The 14,662-nt window shown below is 61.7% G+C and carries 10 protein-coding genes and 1 tRNA gene; 5 read left to right on the top strand and 6 right to left on the bottom strand.

What is annotated here, in order from left to right:
* Positions 1-64: 64 nt before the first annotated feature.
* Positions 65-5,269, bottom strand: a complete 5,205-nt coding sequence (locus EDE08_RS09205; RefSeq protein WP_131868599.1) for an alpha-2-macroglobulin family protein — start codon at positions 5,267-5,269, stop codon at positions 65-67.
* A 402-nt stretch (positions 5,270-5,671) separates the two neighbouring features.
* On the opposite strand from EDE08_RS09205, the gene EDE08_RS09200 reads away from it, so the two are divergent.
* From EDE08_RS09200 to EDE08_RS09190, 3 genes are all read left to right on the top strand, one after another.
* Positions 5,672-5,748, top strand: a tRNA-Arg gene (locus EDE08_RS09200).
* 233 nt (positions 5,749-5,981) lie between these two features.
* Positions 5,982-6,929, top strand: a complete 948-nt coding sequence (locus EDE08_RS09195) for an AbiTii domain-containing protein (protein ID WP_131868598.1) — start codon at positions 5,982-5,984, stop codon at positions 6,927-6,929.
* A 1-nt stretch (position 6,930) separates the two neighbouring features.
* Complete coding sequence (locus EDE08_RS09190; protein WP_131868597.1) at positions 6,931-7,530, top strand: hypothetical protein; 600 nt, start codon at positions 6,931-6,933, stop codon at positions 7,528-7,530.
* Between the two features lie 3 nt (positions 7,531-7,533).
* Here EDE08_RS09190 and EDE08_RS09185 read toward each other — a convergent pair whose 3' ends face one another.
* The 4 genes from EDE08_RS09185 to EDE08_RS09170 all read right to left on the bottom strand — a co-directional run bounded on the left by EDE08_RS09185 (position 7,534) and on the right by EDE08_RS09170 (position 13,080).
* The gene (locus EDE08_RS09185) at positions 7,534-8,793 is read right to left on the bottom strand and encodes a DNA-packaging protein (protein ID WP_131868596.1); all 1,260 of its coding nucleotides are present in this window, start codon (positions 8,791-8,793) and stop codon (positions 7,534-7,536) included.
* Positions 8,790-9,425, bottom strand: a complete 636-nt coding sequence (locus EDE08_RS09180; RefSeq protein WP_131868595.1) for a hypothetical protein — start codon at positions 9,423-9,425, stop codon at positions 8,790-8,792. Before EDE08_RS09180 ends, EDE08_RS09185 begins: the two co-directional genes overlap by 4 nt.
* 528 nt (positions 9,426-9,953) lie before the next feature.
* Positions 9,954-12,359 carry a VapE domain-containing protein gene (locus EDE08_RS09175; protein ID WP_131868594.1) on the bottom strand — a complete coding sequence of 802 codons (2,406 nt, stop codon included), beginning with the start codon at positions 12,357-12,359 and terminating at the stop codon, positions 9,954-9,956.
* A 133-nt stretch (positions 12,360-12,492) separates the two neighbouring features.
* A complete protein-coding gene (locus EDE08_RS09170) occupies positions 12,493-13,080 on the bottom strand; it encodes a hypothetical protein (RefSeq protein ID WP_131868593.1) in 588 nt (195 codons plus the stop codon).
* 107 nt (positions 13,081-13,187) lie between these two features.
* Here EDE08_RS09170 and EDE08_RS38320 point away from each other — a divergent pair, with 107 nt between their 5' ends.
* Entirely contained in the window at positions 13,188-13,340 is a 153-nt protein-coding gene (locus EDE08_RS38320) for a hypothetical protein (RefSeq protein ID WP_165935825.1), read from the top strand.
* A 1-nt stretch (position 13,341) separates the two neighbouring features.
* On the opposite strand, the gene EDE08_RS39495 is transcribed toward EDE08_RS38320, so the two are convergent.
* The gene (locus tag EDE08_RS39495; protein WP_349627631.1) at positions 13,342-13,767 is read right to left on the bottom strand and encodes a helix-turn-helix transcriptional regulator; all 426 of its coding nucleotides are present in this window, start codon (positions 13,765-13,767) and stop codon (positions 13,342-13,344) included.
* Positions 13,768-13,896: 129 nt separating this feature from the next.
* Between EDE08_RS39495 and EDE08_RS09160 the strand changes: the two genes are divergently transcribed.
* Positions 13,897-14,325: a hypothetical protein gene (locus EDE08_RS09160; protein WP_131868592.1), complete on the top strand. Its 429-nt coding sequence runs from the start codon at positions 13,897-13,899 to the stop codon at positions 14,323-14,325.
* Positions 14,326-14,662 lie beyond the last annotated feature (337 nt).

The following is a 14,662-nucleotide window of genomic DNA, read 5'->3' as shown; positions in this document are numbered from 1 at the left end:
ATGACGACTGAGAATGTGGCGCCGCGTCGCTCATACAATCCCGCTTACGCTCGAACCCACCACCTCACTTCGCCGCCCGCACCTCGACGGCACCCGTGCCGGTCCGCCCATAGCGCGACGGATTATACATATCCTCGACATAGGCCTGCGGCAGCACATATTTGCCGGGCGACACCGCGCGCACGACATAGGCGACGGTGAACACCGATTTGGAATCCGAGGCCCGGTCGACCGCCGCGGTGAAGCGGTCGTCGCGGAACTCGGTATCCTCGGGCTCCTCGCCGTCCTCGATCCAGTCCAGCGTGCCGCTGTCGCCGGAGGACACCAGCTTGGGATTGTCGATCTCCAGGCCCGCCGGCAGATAGTCCGACACCATGATGTGGCCGTATTCGGGCTTGGCCTCGGTGATCTTCAGCACCACCGCAAAGCGCTGGTTCTGCTTGACCTTGCTGATATCGGCCGGCTTGCCGTCGAGCGTGAAGTAGCTGCGCTCGATCTTGAAGCCGTTGGATGCGGCGGGCTCCGGCGTCACCGGCGAGCCCGACACCGAGACCACCGCCTGCACCGGCGCATCGCCGGTGTTGGTGATCTTCAGCGGCTTGCCGCTCAGCGTGTCCGCCTTGTAGCTGCGGTAGAGCGCGGTCTTGACCGGCTGGCCGTCCACTTCCATGGAGAGGTTCTCCCTGGCCAATGCCCGCGCCGCCAGCACCAGCCACGCATTCTCCTGCGTGGAGGTGTAGGGCGTCAGTCCGCGCGCGGACTCGACCCGCGACACTGCCTGCGTCAACGTAGCCTTCGGCGCGTTGCCTTCACTGGCGAGCGAGACAAGCGCTGCGGCATCGCGGAGCTGCGAACCGTAATCGGTGCGGCCGAACTCCAGCACCGGCTTGGGCGCGAGGCTGTCGAGCGCGGCAGCATAGACCCGCTCGGCGCGATTGCGGTCGCCGACCAGTGCAAGAGCTGCCGCGAGCTGCGACTTTGCGATCGGCGTCGCAAGGTTGTTCAGCTTGGTGTCGGCGAGATAGCGGAGATCGCCGATCGGCGCGGCGCCGTTGCGTGCCAGCACGTAGAGGCCATAGGCGAGATCGCGCCCGCCATCCTTCTCCGGCTCGTCGGCATTGACGACGAAGTTGCGGATGCGGTCGAGCGCGGTCTTGAACAGCACGTCCGGCACCGCAAAGCCCTTTTCGCGGGCGCGGGTGAGGAAGTCGGTCACGTAAGCATCGAGCCAGGCATCGTCGCCGCCCGCCGACCACAGGCCGAACGAGCCGTTCGAGCCCTGGCGGGCCAGCAACCGCTCGATCGCGTCGCGGATGCGCTGGTCGACCTCGGTGTCCATGGCCAGATGCGCCCCGGCGGCGAGATCGTTGACATAGAGCAGCGGCATGGCCCGGCTCGTAATCTGCTCCGAGCAGCCATAGGGATAGCGGTCCAGCGCCTTGAGGATCGTCGCCGCATCGAGCGCGGTGGACAGGCTGGCCGAGACCGAGACGCTGCCGGTACCCGGCACGAGATCGGAGAACATGTCCGAGGTCAGCGTCAGGCTCTCGCCTTTCGCCAGGGTGCGGATCGAACGCCGTGCCAGCACCTGCGTCGCTGCCTTGACGTCGAAGGCATAGTGGCGCGCCAGCGCGAGGCCATTCGGGCCCCGGATGTCGACATCGAGCGTCGCCTGCCCCGCCGCAGTCGCGTCGATCGCGAGCGAGAACGCGTTGCGCTGCTTGGCGGCGAGCTTCACGGTGGTCGCGGGATTGCCTGATATCTTCACCGGGCCGCCCGTCTTCACGTTGATGACGTAGTCGCCAGCCTGGCCCTCGACATTGTCGATCTCGATATTGACGGTACCGTGGTCGCCGTTGAGCAGGAAGCGCGGCAGGGTCGTGGTCAGCACCACGGGATCGCGGATCACGACATCGGTGCTGGCGCGGCCGAGCTTCGTGGCGGTCCACGCCACCGCCATCACGCGCGCGGTGCCGGCGAACTCCGGAATGTCGAAGCTCACTTCGGCCGTGCCGTCAGCGGCGACCGTGACGATGCCCGAATAGAGCGCGAGCGGTTTTTGCGCGGGCGGTGAGCCCTGGAGCTCACCAGCGCCGGCGTCGCCGCCGGACTTGATCTGGCCGCGCGTGCCCGACATGCCGTCGATGAGTTGCCCGTAGAGATCGCGGATCTCCGCGCTCAGGCGGCGCTGGCCGAGATAGTAATCGTCCGGCGCCGGCGGCTTGTAATTGGTGAGGTTGAGGATGCCGACATCGACCGCGGCGATGACGACCTTGGCGTCCTCGCCCGGATTGAGCCCGTCGAGCTTGACCGGGATCTTCAGCGTCGAGTTCGGCCGGATCAGTGAAGGCGGCGACAGCTTCACCTGCAGCGTCCGGGCCTGCTTGTCGATGCCGAACCATTTCAGCCCGATCGCGCGGCCCGGCATGCGCTGGGCCGCCGCATCGAGCGGACGGCGCAGCGTCGCCACGACGTAGGCGCCGGTGCCCCAGTCCTTGCCGACCGGGAGCTTCACCTGTGCGGTGCCTTCCTTGACGTCGATGGTCTGCGTCGTCAGCAGGCGGTCGCCGACCACGTTGACGGTCAGCTTGCCGGCGCTGCGGACATTGACCGACACCGTCATGGTGTCGCCCGAGGCGTATTGCGGCTTGTCGATCGAAGTCTCCAACAGGTCCGGGGTGTCGGCGCTACCGTCGGAATACCAGCCGACGTCGAACTGCACCGAGGTCACCGGGCCATCCGCATCGTTCGACTTCACGTCGAGACGATAGCGGCCAGGCTGTGGGTTCAACGAAATCCGCGAGGGCTTGTCCGCGGCGATCACGACATCGCCGTCGGCCACGCGCGAGGTCGACTTGACCGGCTCGTACTCCCAATAATTGTTCTGGCGGTACCACTGGTAGCGCGACTCCATCTTCAGGAGCTCATAGCGCAGCCCGTCGCGCGGCAGCGTCTTGCCCTCGGGCGAGACGAACACGACTTCGAACTCGGCCTTGTCGCCCTCGGCGACGTTCTTGTCGCCGAACAGCGGCTTGATGCCGATCTGCGCCGTGGCGGGCGTGACCGGCAGCACGATCTTGCGCTCGACGGCGCGGCCGCCGGTCTCGACCATGCGGATGAAGATCTGCGCCTCCTGCGGCCGGGTCGAGGACGGCTGCTTGTCCAGCGTGACCGGGAAGGTGGCAACGCCGTTGGCGTCCGCCTCGGGCAGGTTCTCGAGCGGCGTGCGCTCGTTCGAGCTGGTCTCCTCGTCGTCGACGCCGAATTGATAGCCGGCAAAGCCCGGGCGTTCGCTCGCCGGCGCCACCAGCATGTCGCCTTCGAGCTGGAGGCCGGAGGCCGGCGCGCCATAGAGGAAATGGCCGTCCGCCTTCAGCTCCACTGGAGCATTAGCTTTGATCAGCTTGTCCTTGGCCGACAAATCGAATTCGATCCGATCGGGGACGTAATCCTCGACCAGGAAGGTGGTCTCGCCGACGGACGATCCCTTCGGATCGGTGAAGGCGCGCACCCGCCACGTTCCGGTGGGGACGGCCGAGTTGAGGGGCACGGCCAGCGTGCGGCCACCGGCGCCCTGGTCGGCCAGCACGGCGCGGCGGAATTCGACGCCGTCGGGACGCTCGATCACCAGCGTCATCGGCCCGCCGGTGACGGCATTGCCCTGACCGTCACGCAACAGCGCGGTCAGATAGACGGTCTCGCTGGAGCGGTAGACGCCGCGCTCGGCATAAACGAACGCGTCGGCGCCGGCCGGCACCGCACGCCCCGAAACGCCGCGGTCGGACAGATCGAAGGCGGAGGACTTGAGGCTGAGGAAGGCATAGTCGGCCTTCTCGCCGGTGACGGTGAGCATCGCCGGCGACAGGCCGCCCTCACCGCGCGCGAGCCCTGCTTCGAAAAGCACGTGGCCGCTGTCGTCGGTCTTGCGGGTGGCCAAAATCTCGTTGTTGCGGGCAACCAGCCGCACCTCGGCCTTGCCGACCGGATCGGTCGAGGCCAGCGAGTTGACGAAGACATGGATGCCGTCATTGCCGGAATACGCGGAAACGCCGAGGTCGGAGACGATGAACCATTGCGTCGCGAGCTGGGATTCGTCGTCCGAGCCCGGGCCCTTGGCCGCGGCGGTCATGACGTAGACGCCGGGCTGCAGCTCGCCGAGCGCCTGGTCCACCGGGAATGCGGTGGTGACGTCCTGGTTCAGGGTCATCGCGGTCGCGAGCTCGCCGGACCAGACCTTGACGCCGCGCTGGTCGCCGAGATCGGAGAGCTGGTATGTCGACAGCGTCCTCTGGAAGTCGCTGTCGACCACCGTGTTGATCAGATTGCGGTCGCCGATCCGGAAGACGTTGATGTTGACCGCGGGCGTGTTGACGCTGACCACGGGAATGCCACGCTGGCCGGTTCGCGGCAGCACATAGGCGCGGCTGGTGAAGCGCACGAAGGGCTTGCGGTCGCGCACATAGATGTTGAACTCGGCCGATTTCGGCAGGCCCTCCTTCACCGTGGACGGCAGGCCGGCGCGCAGATTGATGTTGTAGCGCTCGCCGTGCTTCAGCCCGTCGACGCAGAGCTGCTTGCCTTCTGCCGACAGAGCCGGCTTGTCCTGCCCCGCCAGCGCCAGGAAAGGCGCGAAGTCGGTCCGCTTGGCAAGCTCTTCCGAGAACTGGAAGCAGGCGCGCGGGCTCGCCGAATCCGAGTCCACGGTGTAGTCGAGCAGCCGGAAGCCGTGCTCGTCGCGCATCTTCTCATATTGACCGCGGACGTCGGCGACCTCGCGCATGTCGAGCGACAGCCGCAATGCATCCAGCGCCGGCCGCCACAATTTTCGTTCGGCCAGCGCCTTGCCGAGCACGGCGAGTGCGTCGGCCTCCTCGCCCGGGTTTCCGGCGCGCTGATAGGCGATATAGGCGGCGGTCGAAGCGCGCTCGAGCAGGAAGGTCTGCTCGCTCGAGCTCTTGGGCGAGATCTGGAAGATGACCTTGGCAAGCCGCAGCCAGTTGCCGGCATCATCAGGCGTGGTGGCCGCGATCTGCCCGAGCACCGACAGCCCGGTGCGGTAATCATTGCGCCGGAAGGCGGCGTCGGCATCCGTGCGCAGCGTCGCGCTGGACTTGGCGACCGGCCCCGCCTCGCTCTTGATCTGGGCCTCCAGCTTGATCGCGGAATCGGCGAGATCGTCGCGTTTGAAAGCCTTGTCGGCGGCCTGCGCAGCGACAAGGCCGAGCGCCAGCGCGGCGCAGATCGTGACGGCGCGAACAAGACCGATCATGGATGGACTCCCGGAAATCGCGGACGAACGCCGCTTGTCGCAAGAAATGCGCGGAAAGGTGACGGCCTCAAGGCGATGGAACCAAAGGTGCAAATCGTCGCAATCGCCATGACAAGGCAAGCCCAGAGGAGACCGATCAAGATACCGCCGCGCACGCCGCCTGATGGCGCAGCAATACCGGACCAATCGACCAGCGGCGGTGTCCCGGAAGCTCCTCAGCGGTCCCGGCGATGTGATCCATCGTCCAGTCCGCTGCCGCTCAACCCGGCACCCTGACACGCCACTGTTCCACTTTGTCGCGGCATTGAGGAAAACGGTTCGGTTCAGGCTTGGCGAAACACCAGATTTTTCATATTGGCATGTTAGATGAACGGCCAGCCCCCAGACCGGGCGGCTCAAAACGGTCCCGTAGCTCAACTGGATAGAGTAGCGGATTTCTACTCCGCGGGTTGCAGGTTCGAGTCCTGCCGGGATCGCCAGTCTTTTCAGATACTTAACTGACGTGTCGGTGCGGAATTTGTGTTGCGCTTGTTGCGCGAAATTCCCGTGAATTCTCAATGGCTCCCGAGCACTCCCGGCTACTCGGCGCGACACGAGGCGCGACAAGGCTGTGAATAGGTCGGAGATATGGGGAGCGAATCCACAGTAATTCGAACTCCGCATATCAATGCTCGCTCAGCGTTGTGCACAATTGACGGCCGAATCAGGGCGCGTGTCGATTCAACCGGACGGCATGGGGGCAACGTTGAGCATACTTCGGGAAATCCAGGGCGCGATTCTCCAAGAGAATCCGAATCTCGGCACGATCTTGCTGAAATTGCGTTTCTTAGCTTCCCGACTGGGAAGTGAACCACTTGAGGATTGGGTCAAATACGAAGCAGAGGGATATCCTAAGGACGCGGATGTCCCCGAATATCGAGTGGCAGCTCTTTCATTTCGAGGCAGTTGGTCTGGTCCTTTTAATTCTGGCATCAATAATGCGCCAATTCCAACAGCACTCGTGGAGAAGCACGCGAGCATAGAATGGACCCGATATAAAGTTAGGGAAAGCATCGCTACCGTTCAGGATATGGCGGCCAGCGAAGAAACATTGGGGATCAACGCTTCAAATTTAATCCTGTTGCTGCAAGGCAAAGTTTACAAGGATTGGGCCTGCAATTCGATTGTCGCTGAGATGTCGCCAATCGCAATTCAAGAGATCGTGCAGACCGTACGCGCTCGGATTCTCGAACTGACCATCGAGCTTGAAAAGCGCGTGCCTGACGCCATCGAAGTTACCTTGCAGCAAGTGATCAGCAGCAAAACACCAGAGACCGCAGCGGCGGTCACCCAAATTTTCAATCAAACCGTCTACGGGAACGTGACGCACGTCACCGCGACTGATGGCGCTCAAGTGGCACTCGCAATCGTGGCCGGCGACTCCGTTTCGATGGTGAGTGAGCTTGCCAAGGCGGGGTTGCCGGACGGTGCAGCCAAGGAAATCACCGACATTGTTGCTTCGGAGGGACCGCCGACCGCAGACAAACCTCTCGGACCAAAGGCGTTAGAATGGATCAAGAGGAACGCACCGAAGGCGGCGTCAGGGGCGTGGAAGATCGGCTCGGCAATTGCAACCGATCTGCTTAAAGAGGCAGCTTTGAAATACTACGGATTAAAGTGATATGGACTCGAACAAATTCGAACCTTCATTCAGTCTCACCAAGAGCCTGCTCTGGATTGTTGGCAGTCTCAGTTTAGCCATCCTTGGCTCCGCTCTGTGGGATTTCGCATTCAAACCGTTAGTGCTGTGGATTGGCGAGCAACTTGCATTATTAACCAATCTAGGATCGAAGGCCCTTAGCGAGGCAATGTATCGCGAGATAGCAAAGGGGAACTACGAGCGTGTAAGCCTGCTCCTTTTCCAAGGGCTAATCGGCGGGGTAGCCGGCTTGGCTCTTGGCCTCATGATGCGAAAGCGCAGCTCCCTCACTGAAGTTCAGAAGCGCACCTCAAAATCGATAAGATATGCTGTCGCTCTCACCGTACTGGGCGTACTCTTTTTGCAGGGAGTGCGCACTTCCTATATCGTCCGGGCAGCGAACTATCTGGAGCAGATGCAAACAATCGCCGCTCCTGTATTGCCGGTGGAACAAAGGGTTCAGCTCCGCTCAAGAATGGCGCAAATTCAGTCGAAGGAGGATTACGAACTTCTCGCAAACGATCTAATAGCGACTATTCACGAACAGAAGGCGGTATTACCCTCATTTGATGCGTTCAAGTAGTCCTCAAATCCGCAGCTCCCAATGGCTCGTCGTGAACTGCGGCCCGCTCAGCTCGGTTAGCGCCCAAACCAGCGCGTCGACGCGATCCGGCGAATAGCCGACTTTGGCGCGGTCGAAATCCGAAGTGAACGCGCACATCTGATCTTCGAGCACATCAAATCCGCCGACGTGATGAACCTTGCGCTGCTCGTAGAGCGCCGCGATCGGCTCGGCGCGCACCACTTTGCCGCGGCTGGCATGCACGGCCTTGAAGCTCACGCGGGAGTCGAGCACGCGGATGGTCGCCTCGACCATGGCGCCGCCGTTGTTCACTTCGGCCAGGATCCGGTCAGCCTTGTGGCGGCGGTAAGCCGCAATCGCTACGGCGGCCCACTCGTGCGGAGCGTAGCGGCCCGAGCAATCTTCGAGCACGTAGATCGTTCCATCACGCGCAACGCCGGCAACGACGATTCCGGTTTCGTCCGATCCCTCATTGTTAGAAACGGCCGGATCGATCGCCACGACGATGCGGCGCAGCTCCGGTGCCACTGAGATGCGATCGCGGTCGAGCCATTCCAGTTGCCAGAGAGCGCCCGGGTTATCCGAAAGCAGCTCGGCGTTCAGTTCTTGTCGACCGAGGCGCGTGCCCTCGTAGCGCTGGCGGACGGCAGCGAGGAAGGTCGGAGCCAGGTTGGCTTCGTTCTCGAAGGTCGAGCCGCGCGTCACGACGACGTCCCTGCCCTGGCGCGCCAACAGCTCCTTGAGCAGCTTGATGGGCCTCGGGGTCGTGGTCACCAGCCAGCGCGGGCGCTTGCCGAGACGCAGGCCGAATTGCAGCATGTCCCAGGTGCCCTGCACGTCGGTCCACGCGGCCAGTTCGTCTGCCCACGCGGCGTCATGCTCGGGGCCGCGGAGCCGATCGGCTTCCTCGCTGGAAAAGGTCGTCGCGACGGCACCATTTGGCCAGGTCAGCCGGCGCTTGCTCGACTCGTACTGCGGCCTATTCCACGGCGGTGCGGTGTTGAGCAGGCCCGACACGCCCTCGACCAGCGTATCGCGCGCATCGGCGGCAGTTGCTGCGACCAAAGCAATGCGGCCGGCCTGGCGCGTTTCGACGAGATCGTGCACCCACCCTGCCCCGGCTCGAGTCTTACCGAACCCGCGGCCGGCCAGGATCATCCACCCATTCCAGTCACCGGGCGGCGGGAGCTGGCTCGGACGAGCCTTGGCGCGCCATCCGCCATCCTCCAATGCGTCGGCAAGCGCAGCGGCAATGGTGGTCATGCGTTCGTCTCCGGTAACGGTACGGGGCAAGGCGGCAGCGCGACGGCGTCAATCACCATGGGCGCCCTACCCGTCGGCCGCTCGTCCGAGCCCTCCGCATCGAGCTTTCGCCAGGCGGCGACCACTGCGGCGCGCGCCTCGGGATACGGTGCCAGGGCAGCGAGCTGCGCCGCCTGCACCTTGGCGAACTGCGGGCTGTTCACGATCGCCACGTTGTTGGTGACGTTGATGGTGCCTTGCGCGATCGTGGCGATCTCGCCAGTTACTTTTCCGATCTTCTCAAGCACGCCGACGAGCTGGCCCGCCACAATCGCCGCACCGCGCGCATCGCCGGCCTCGGTGGTGGCCGCAAGCTGCGACATCAGCATCGTGCGCACGGCCCGGAAGTGGTCGAGCACCGAAGCGCCCTCGTCCGCCGCCTTCTCCGCAAGCTCGGCGAGCTGCGCCGGCCCGACCAAATAGGACGCCTTCATTTCGGCGCTGACATGGTTGTGCCAGTGCCGACCGATTGCGTCCTTGGACAATCCGAACTTGGTGGCCAGGCTGTCGAGCGACGCGCCGCCTGCGCGCAGCAATTCGATCCGCCACCTTTCGTCGTGGCTGCAAACGGTGCATTTCGGGCCGGATTTCATTCGCATTTTTCCAATGTGAATTGCGCCCCCGACCCGCATCACCGGCCAAGGGCGCAACATATGCGCATCATGTTCAAGAAAGTAACGCTATTTCAGCGCGTTAGGATATGAGTAGAAGATATATAATCCGTTAATCACGCACGGAGTGAACCGAGGGGATCGCGAAGGCGCTGGAAAACCGGTGCGATTTAAGACAGGCTTTGACCATGACCGAAAACACTCGCTGCGATCACTGCGAAGAAGAGTTCGCGCCGGAACAACTGGTCGTTCTCGCGCCACCAATCGGCGACGGTGAGATGATCTGCAAGCGATGCAACAATTGACCAGGAGGCAGCTTGTAACCGTTGTTACCGTGTAACCGCAGATTTCCCACGGGGGCTACGGCTATACGTAGCTATAGGATTCTATTTTCTCTGCTCTAATAGAAGAATCTACAGTTACAACGGTTACAAGTTCGCATCGCTCTGAATTCATTGCGAAATCACTGTAACCGCGAGATGGTCCCAACGGTTACAGTAACGGTTACATTCAGCCTCGCGGCGATGGCACGGGTGGCAGACCGACCGGACAAGGTGGCAGCGTTGTAACTGTTGCCACTTGCGCCAATCTGTCGACCACCAATTCACACGGCCGGTTGACGAATATCTCCGCCTTGAACCGAATGGCAGCCTCGGATCGGCCGCGCCGCCAAACCTTCCGAACACTATCGCCGTCGCGATGCGGCACGGGAGCGAAGCCAAGCCCCTTGAGCGCCGCGCGGACGTCCCGCAGAGGCATCCCGCGCTCAGAAGCGAACGTCTGGACGTCGGCCGCGGTCACATAGCAATCGCTGGCATCGCCAAAGGTGTAAGCAAGCACGTCTTCCGCGCCCGTCCGTTCGCGCGCCGCGTCCTGGTGCCTTCCGGCGATCGCCCACAGCCCCTCGGGGATCCTGAAATCCTCGCCAGTCGAATGCCATTCGGCGGCTTCTGCGTAAAGCTGCTCGATGTTCTCGCGGACCCATTCAATATCGATCTTGTCGACGACGTGGACCGGGAGCCAACGGCGATTTCCGGTTTGGGACAGTAGCGGGGTGCTGTCGTTTGTGGTCGCGACGAAGATGTGCCGGCGGAGATGATCGCTCGCTTCCTCCTTCCACTTCAGGGTTGCGTTGTCGTTCTCGCGCGACATGAACGCTTTAAGCTTTGTGGTTTCGGTCTTCGACATGCCGGCCAGCTCGGCCAATTCGATGATCTGCTTTCCTTTGAGCTGCGGAATGACGTCCTGCGGCCTGCCGCCCAACTCGACCGAATCGATGAACCATTCGGGCCGCAGCGCGAGCGCCTTGCACATGGTCGACTTGGCTTTGCCTTCCTCGGAGATGAAAATCACGGTTTCGTCGTGCTTCGCCCCGGGCTCGCGCGCACGCTTGACCAGGCCACCGATCAGGTTGGCGCCGACCGCGCGATGGTAGGCGTCATCCGGGCAACCGACGGCATTCGACAACCAATTGCCAAGCCGCTCCACGCCGTCCCATTTCAGCGTATCCACAGCGTCGCGCAAGGAATCGTAGCTGTACTCGCGAGCGATGCGATCGATGCTGGCGCGGAAGAAATCCCACGAACAATAGAGGCCGTGACCGCTCGTATGCGTGTCGAGCCACAAAGCTTTGCGCTGATTCTCATCAAGCCGCTGCCAAGCAACATAGGGGCTTTCGCTCCCCTCTATGGCATTGGTGAACTCGTCGAAGCGCAGATCAACACCGCGGAGATTCAGGAAGATGCGTACATTGTCGAAGCTGGACGGGTCAGGCTTGCCGCTGCTCGTCGCGATGTAGGAACCGCGATTTTTGCCCTGCACTTCCCACACGATCTTTTCTTCGAACTGTTTGTGAGCCTTGGCGAGCGCATCTTCCGGAAGCGCGCACTTGTTCGTCCGGATCAGGTCAATGAGTTTTGTAGATGTTTCCGGGTGCACCTGTGCCAGAATGGCGATGATGTGCGCGCACCGGTCCACGCGAAACGTGCGCGGTTTTTGCGCCATGGTGACGATCCGCCGAATTGCGGAATTGAGCTGGTGAAAGATCGCCGGATAGGTTTCCTCGACCTGTGTCGGCAATTGCGGAGGATCGTCCGGCCAACGCTCGATGCAAGCCCATCCATCGTTGAACTCATCGATCGGACGAGCGGCAAGGCCGGCAATCGCGAGCGGCGTTTGTCCGACCAGCGAGCCGGCGGGCGGACCGTACAGCTTTTGGCGGCGAACCTCGTCCTGCGATTTCGGTTCTTTGTTTTCCACGGGAACCTTGCTCCAATATGCATTGCCGAGGGCTTGAATCTTGTTGCTGATGGTGTCGACCGCTGCGCGCTGTTCAGCATTCAGCGCGGGACGACCTTGCTTGCGGGCTTCGGGGGATAACTCGCTGTCGAGTTTCGCATACAAGGCTTGCCATTCGACGAGAGTCGACTGCCAGGCTTGCCATTCGGCGCGGGCAGGTTCGAACACTGGCCGTTCGGGCAATTCGATTGTTTCATCGGTGTGCGCAGGATGGCGTTCCCACCTGGCGACCGCGTCGAGATAAGCGCGCCGCTCGGCTTCACGCTTCAAGGCGGGTAAATCATCAAGGATGAATTGCTGGTTCACTTCGTGATCGAACCAGAGTTGTTCAGATCCGCGGTCGGGGATCACTCCGCGGTCAAATATCCGTAGCGTCTCGGGCTTTACCCGAACGAACATGCGGTCGCCGCCTTCCCAATAGTCAGGGAAGATCTCGACGCTGTTCTCGGTCCCAGGTCGCCTTGCGATACTCGGCGGGTCGCCGTTCTCCGGCCAAACAGTCTCGTCGGGCTCTTGATCCTCATGCAATTCGCAACGGGCAAGAGCGAAACTACTGTCATAGAAGATCAGCCACCGACCATCGATGTCCGCGGTCTGGGGCAGATAGTTCGCGATCATTAGGACTCTCCATTTGAGTCCCCGAACCAAGTTCTGATTGCAAAAATCGCGGATTGTGCTAGGTAAAGGCCGCCAAGCAATTTACCGAGACGTCCGCGGCCCTGCGATCAGCCTTGATCCGGGGCCGTTTCGTTTAGGCGGGTGGTTTCAGTTCGAGCAACTTCGCGATTTCAAGCAGGATGCGCCCGTGAACCACGGTCAGGCGTTCAACGTCCCGCCGCTTACGTTCTCCGCGCTGGTATGTCGTACTGGCGAATTGCCCCACTTCGCCAGGTGTGTGTTCGAAAATCGACAGAGATACGAACACACCATCGGCATCGAAATTGGCCGTCACGAGATCGTCGCCGCGTTCGAGGCGGTCCCGGATCCGCGGCACCATCATGTCACCAATGAACAGTGCGAGGCCGTGGCCCGCAGTTTTGGCGGCCGCGTGCTGCAAATCGTCGGCGTAGTTCTTGGGGTTTAGGAGATATTCGTGCATCGGCAAGTCGAGCACGCGTTTCACTTCTTTGGCGAAATCACCGCCGCGCTCGTGATCGATAGCCAGTGCAATCAACCAGGCCGCGGCATCTCGCGCCGTCATCTCGGCAGCGCCGCGACCATATCCTTTGATGTTGAGTAGACCGGCCGCCCTGAGATGCCGGCCGTACAGATCCACCGTCGAAAACGGCTCGTTGAGCAATTTAGACAGCGCTTTCGCGAGATCGCCAGATGTAGCCATGTTACGCAGGCCCGTACTTTTACCGGTAGTTTTTCCTATTGAAATAATCTATACACCTGCTATTGTTAAAAAGTCAACAACGCCCGCTCTGGGGAAAGGGAAGACCGATGGCTCCGAAAACTGAACTGGACTTCACCAAGCGCACACTCGCGGCGATGGCCCAAGAGATGGTCAACGCAAAGAGCGCAGTCGACCGCTCCTTCGCGATGTTCAAAGCAATCGCCAAAGAGCACGGCATCAAGCTGCCAAAGCCGGAGTAAGTCATTTATTGTCTGACCTGCGAGGCGGCCGGGCTTTGGCTCGCGCCGCCTTTCGCGCGTCGTACTTCCGTTCCCATTCATCTTCGATACGCTTTTCTTCGCGACGGCGCAGCGCCTCGCGGGCTTGTTCGAGGGCGGCGTGAGACAACTCGGCCGCCGAAATGTCATCGACGGAGCGCTTGGGACCAGGTGGGGCGGTGAACATTCTATCGAGCGGGTTCGATTGTTGCTCGGATAGATCCGTGAACGAAGCGTCGAGCTTCAGCCGGTCCCAGATTACCCGCGAGAACACCCGCATCGGCCGGGGCATCGAGCCAGCCTGAACCATCCGGTCAAATGTGGTGTTGCTCACGCCGATGTAGCGCGCAGCTTCGTCACGCGACATGCCACGCGGCGGGTAGGCGATTTGATCGGGCCAGAGCGTCATGCGCGCTCGTTAGCATGGTCGCAGCGCCTTTCATGTTGACAATCAACACAAGCATCTGTTTGCACAGAAAATTTCTGGTTGCGTTGTTGTGGCGGTTGCGTTTCAATGTCCGGATTAGGGGGCTTTCAAATGAATATTCTCTCGCGGGCGGCGCTTTGTGCCGCATTGAGTGCTTGCGCTCTTTCGCTTGCGGCCTGCTCTTCAACACCGGCCGACCTCGAAGCCAAGGAGGCGCCGATTGTCCAGACCTATTCCGAGAATTACCAGGAGATCTACCGCAGGGTTTCGACGACCGCGAAGCGCTGTTTCGCAGGCAATGTCGGTGCCTACGCATCCTTTGCGGTCGACTCAGAATTGTATTCAGAACTCGGTTACGGTGAACTGACGCTTTCGTTGATCAATTTGGGAACGCGCAACTACTACCTATCGGTGCGCGTCGACAAGCAGCCGACGGGCTCGAAGCTGACGGTACGCTCGGGCAACACCTTAGCAAGCGAGCGATACAAGACGCTGATACTCGGATGGGCTGGCGGCGATCAGAACTGTCCAGTTGTTTAGCCGGGGGCTCTGTCCAGGCCCACTATAGGCGGTAGCTCGCAGCCACTTCGAACCGCTACAACTCGAAAACTTGACTCTCGCGAGCCGTGCGTTTCGATGGCGTCATGCCTCGCCCAAAACGCCACACGCCTACGCACGCAGACGGTCGCCCGCTCAAGATCACTTTCGGCGAGATGCGGAGCATGGGCGTTCGCGGTGTGCTGGTTTACTGCCACTGTGGCCGCCACGTCGCTATCGACGCCGCCCGCTGGGGTGACGAAGTAAGGCTGTCTGATATCGAGCCCCAATTCGTCTGTCGGGGGTGCGGTAGTCGAGGCGCCGACGTTCGGCCAGACTT

The sequence above is a fragment of the Bradyrhizobium sp. R2.2-H genome, from assembly GCF_004346455.1.
GTDB classification, from domain to species: domain Bacteria; phylum Pseudomonadota; class Alphaproteobacteria; order Rhizobiales; family Xanthobacteraceae; genus Bradyrhizobium; species Bradyrhizobium diversitatis.
Note: the sequence above shows the minus strand (reverse complement) of the source record. Positions and strands in the feature narration are given on the sequence as shown.

Bases quoted from the DNA above. Each gene is read 5' to 3' on its own strand.
- EDE08_RS09205 (WP_131868599.1), bottom strand. From the start codon at position 5,269: ATGATCGGTCTTGTTCGCGCCGTCACGATCTGCGCCGCGCTGGCGCTC.
- EDE08_RS09190 (WP_131868597.1), top strand. From the start codon at position 6,931: ATGGACTCGAACAAATTCGAACCTTCATTCAGTCTCACCAAGAGCCTG.
- EDE08_RS09185 (WP_131868596.1), bottom strand. From the start codon at position 8,793: ATGACCACCATTGCCGCTGCGCTTGCCGACGCATTGGAGGATGGCGGA.
- EDE08_RS09180 (WP_131868595.1), bottom strand. From the start codon at position 9,425: ATGAAATCCGGCCCGAAATGCACCGTTTGCAGCCACGACGAAAGGTGG.
- EDE08_RS09175 (WP_131868594.1), bottom strand. From the start codon at position 12,359: ATGATCGCGAACTATCTGCCCCAGACCGCGGACATCGATGGTCGGTGG.
- EDE08_RS09170 (WP_131868593.1), bottom strand. From the start codon at position 13,080: ATGGCTACATCTGGCGATCTCGCGAAAGCGCTGTCTAAATTGCTCAAC.
- EDE08_RS38320 (WP_165935825.1), top strand. From the start codon at position 13,188: ATGGCTCCGAAAACTGAACTGGACTTCACCAAGCGCACACTCGCGGCG.
- EDE08_RS39495 (WP_349627631.1), bottom strand. From the start codon at position 13,767: ATGACGCTCTGGCCCGATCAAATCGCCTACCCGCCGCGTGGCATGTCG.
- EDE08_RS09160 (WP_131868592.1), top strand. From the start codon at position 13,897: ATGAATATTCTCTCGCGGGCGGCGCTTTGTGCCGCATTGAGTGCTTGC.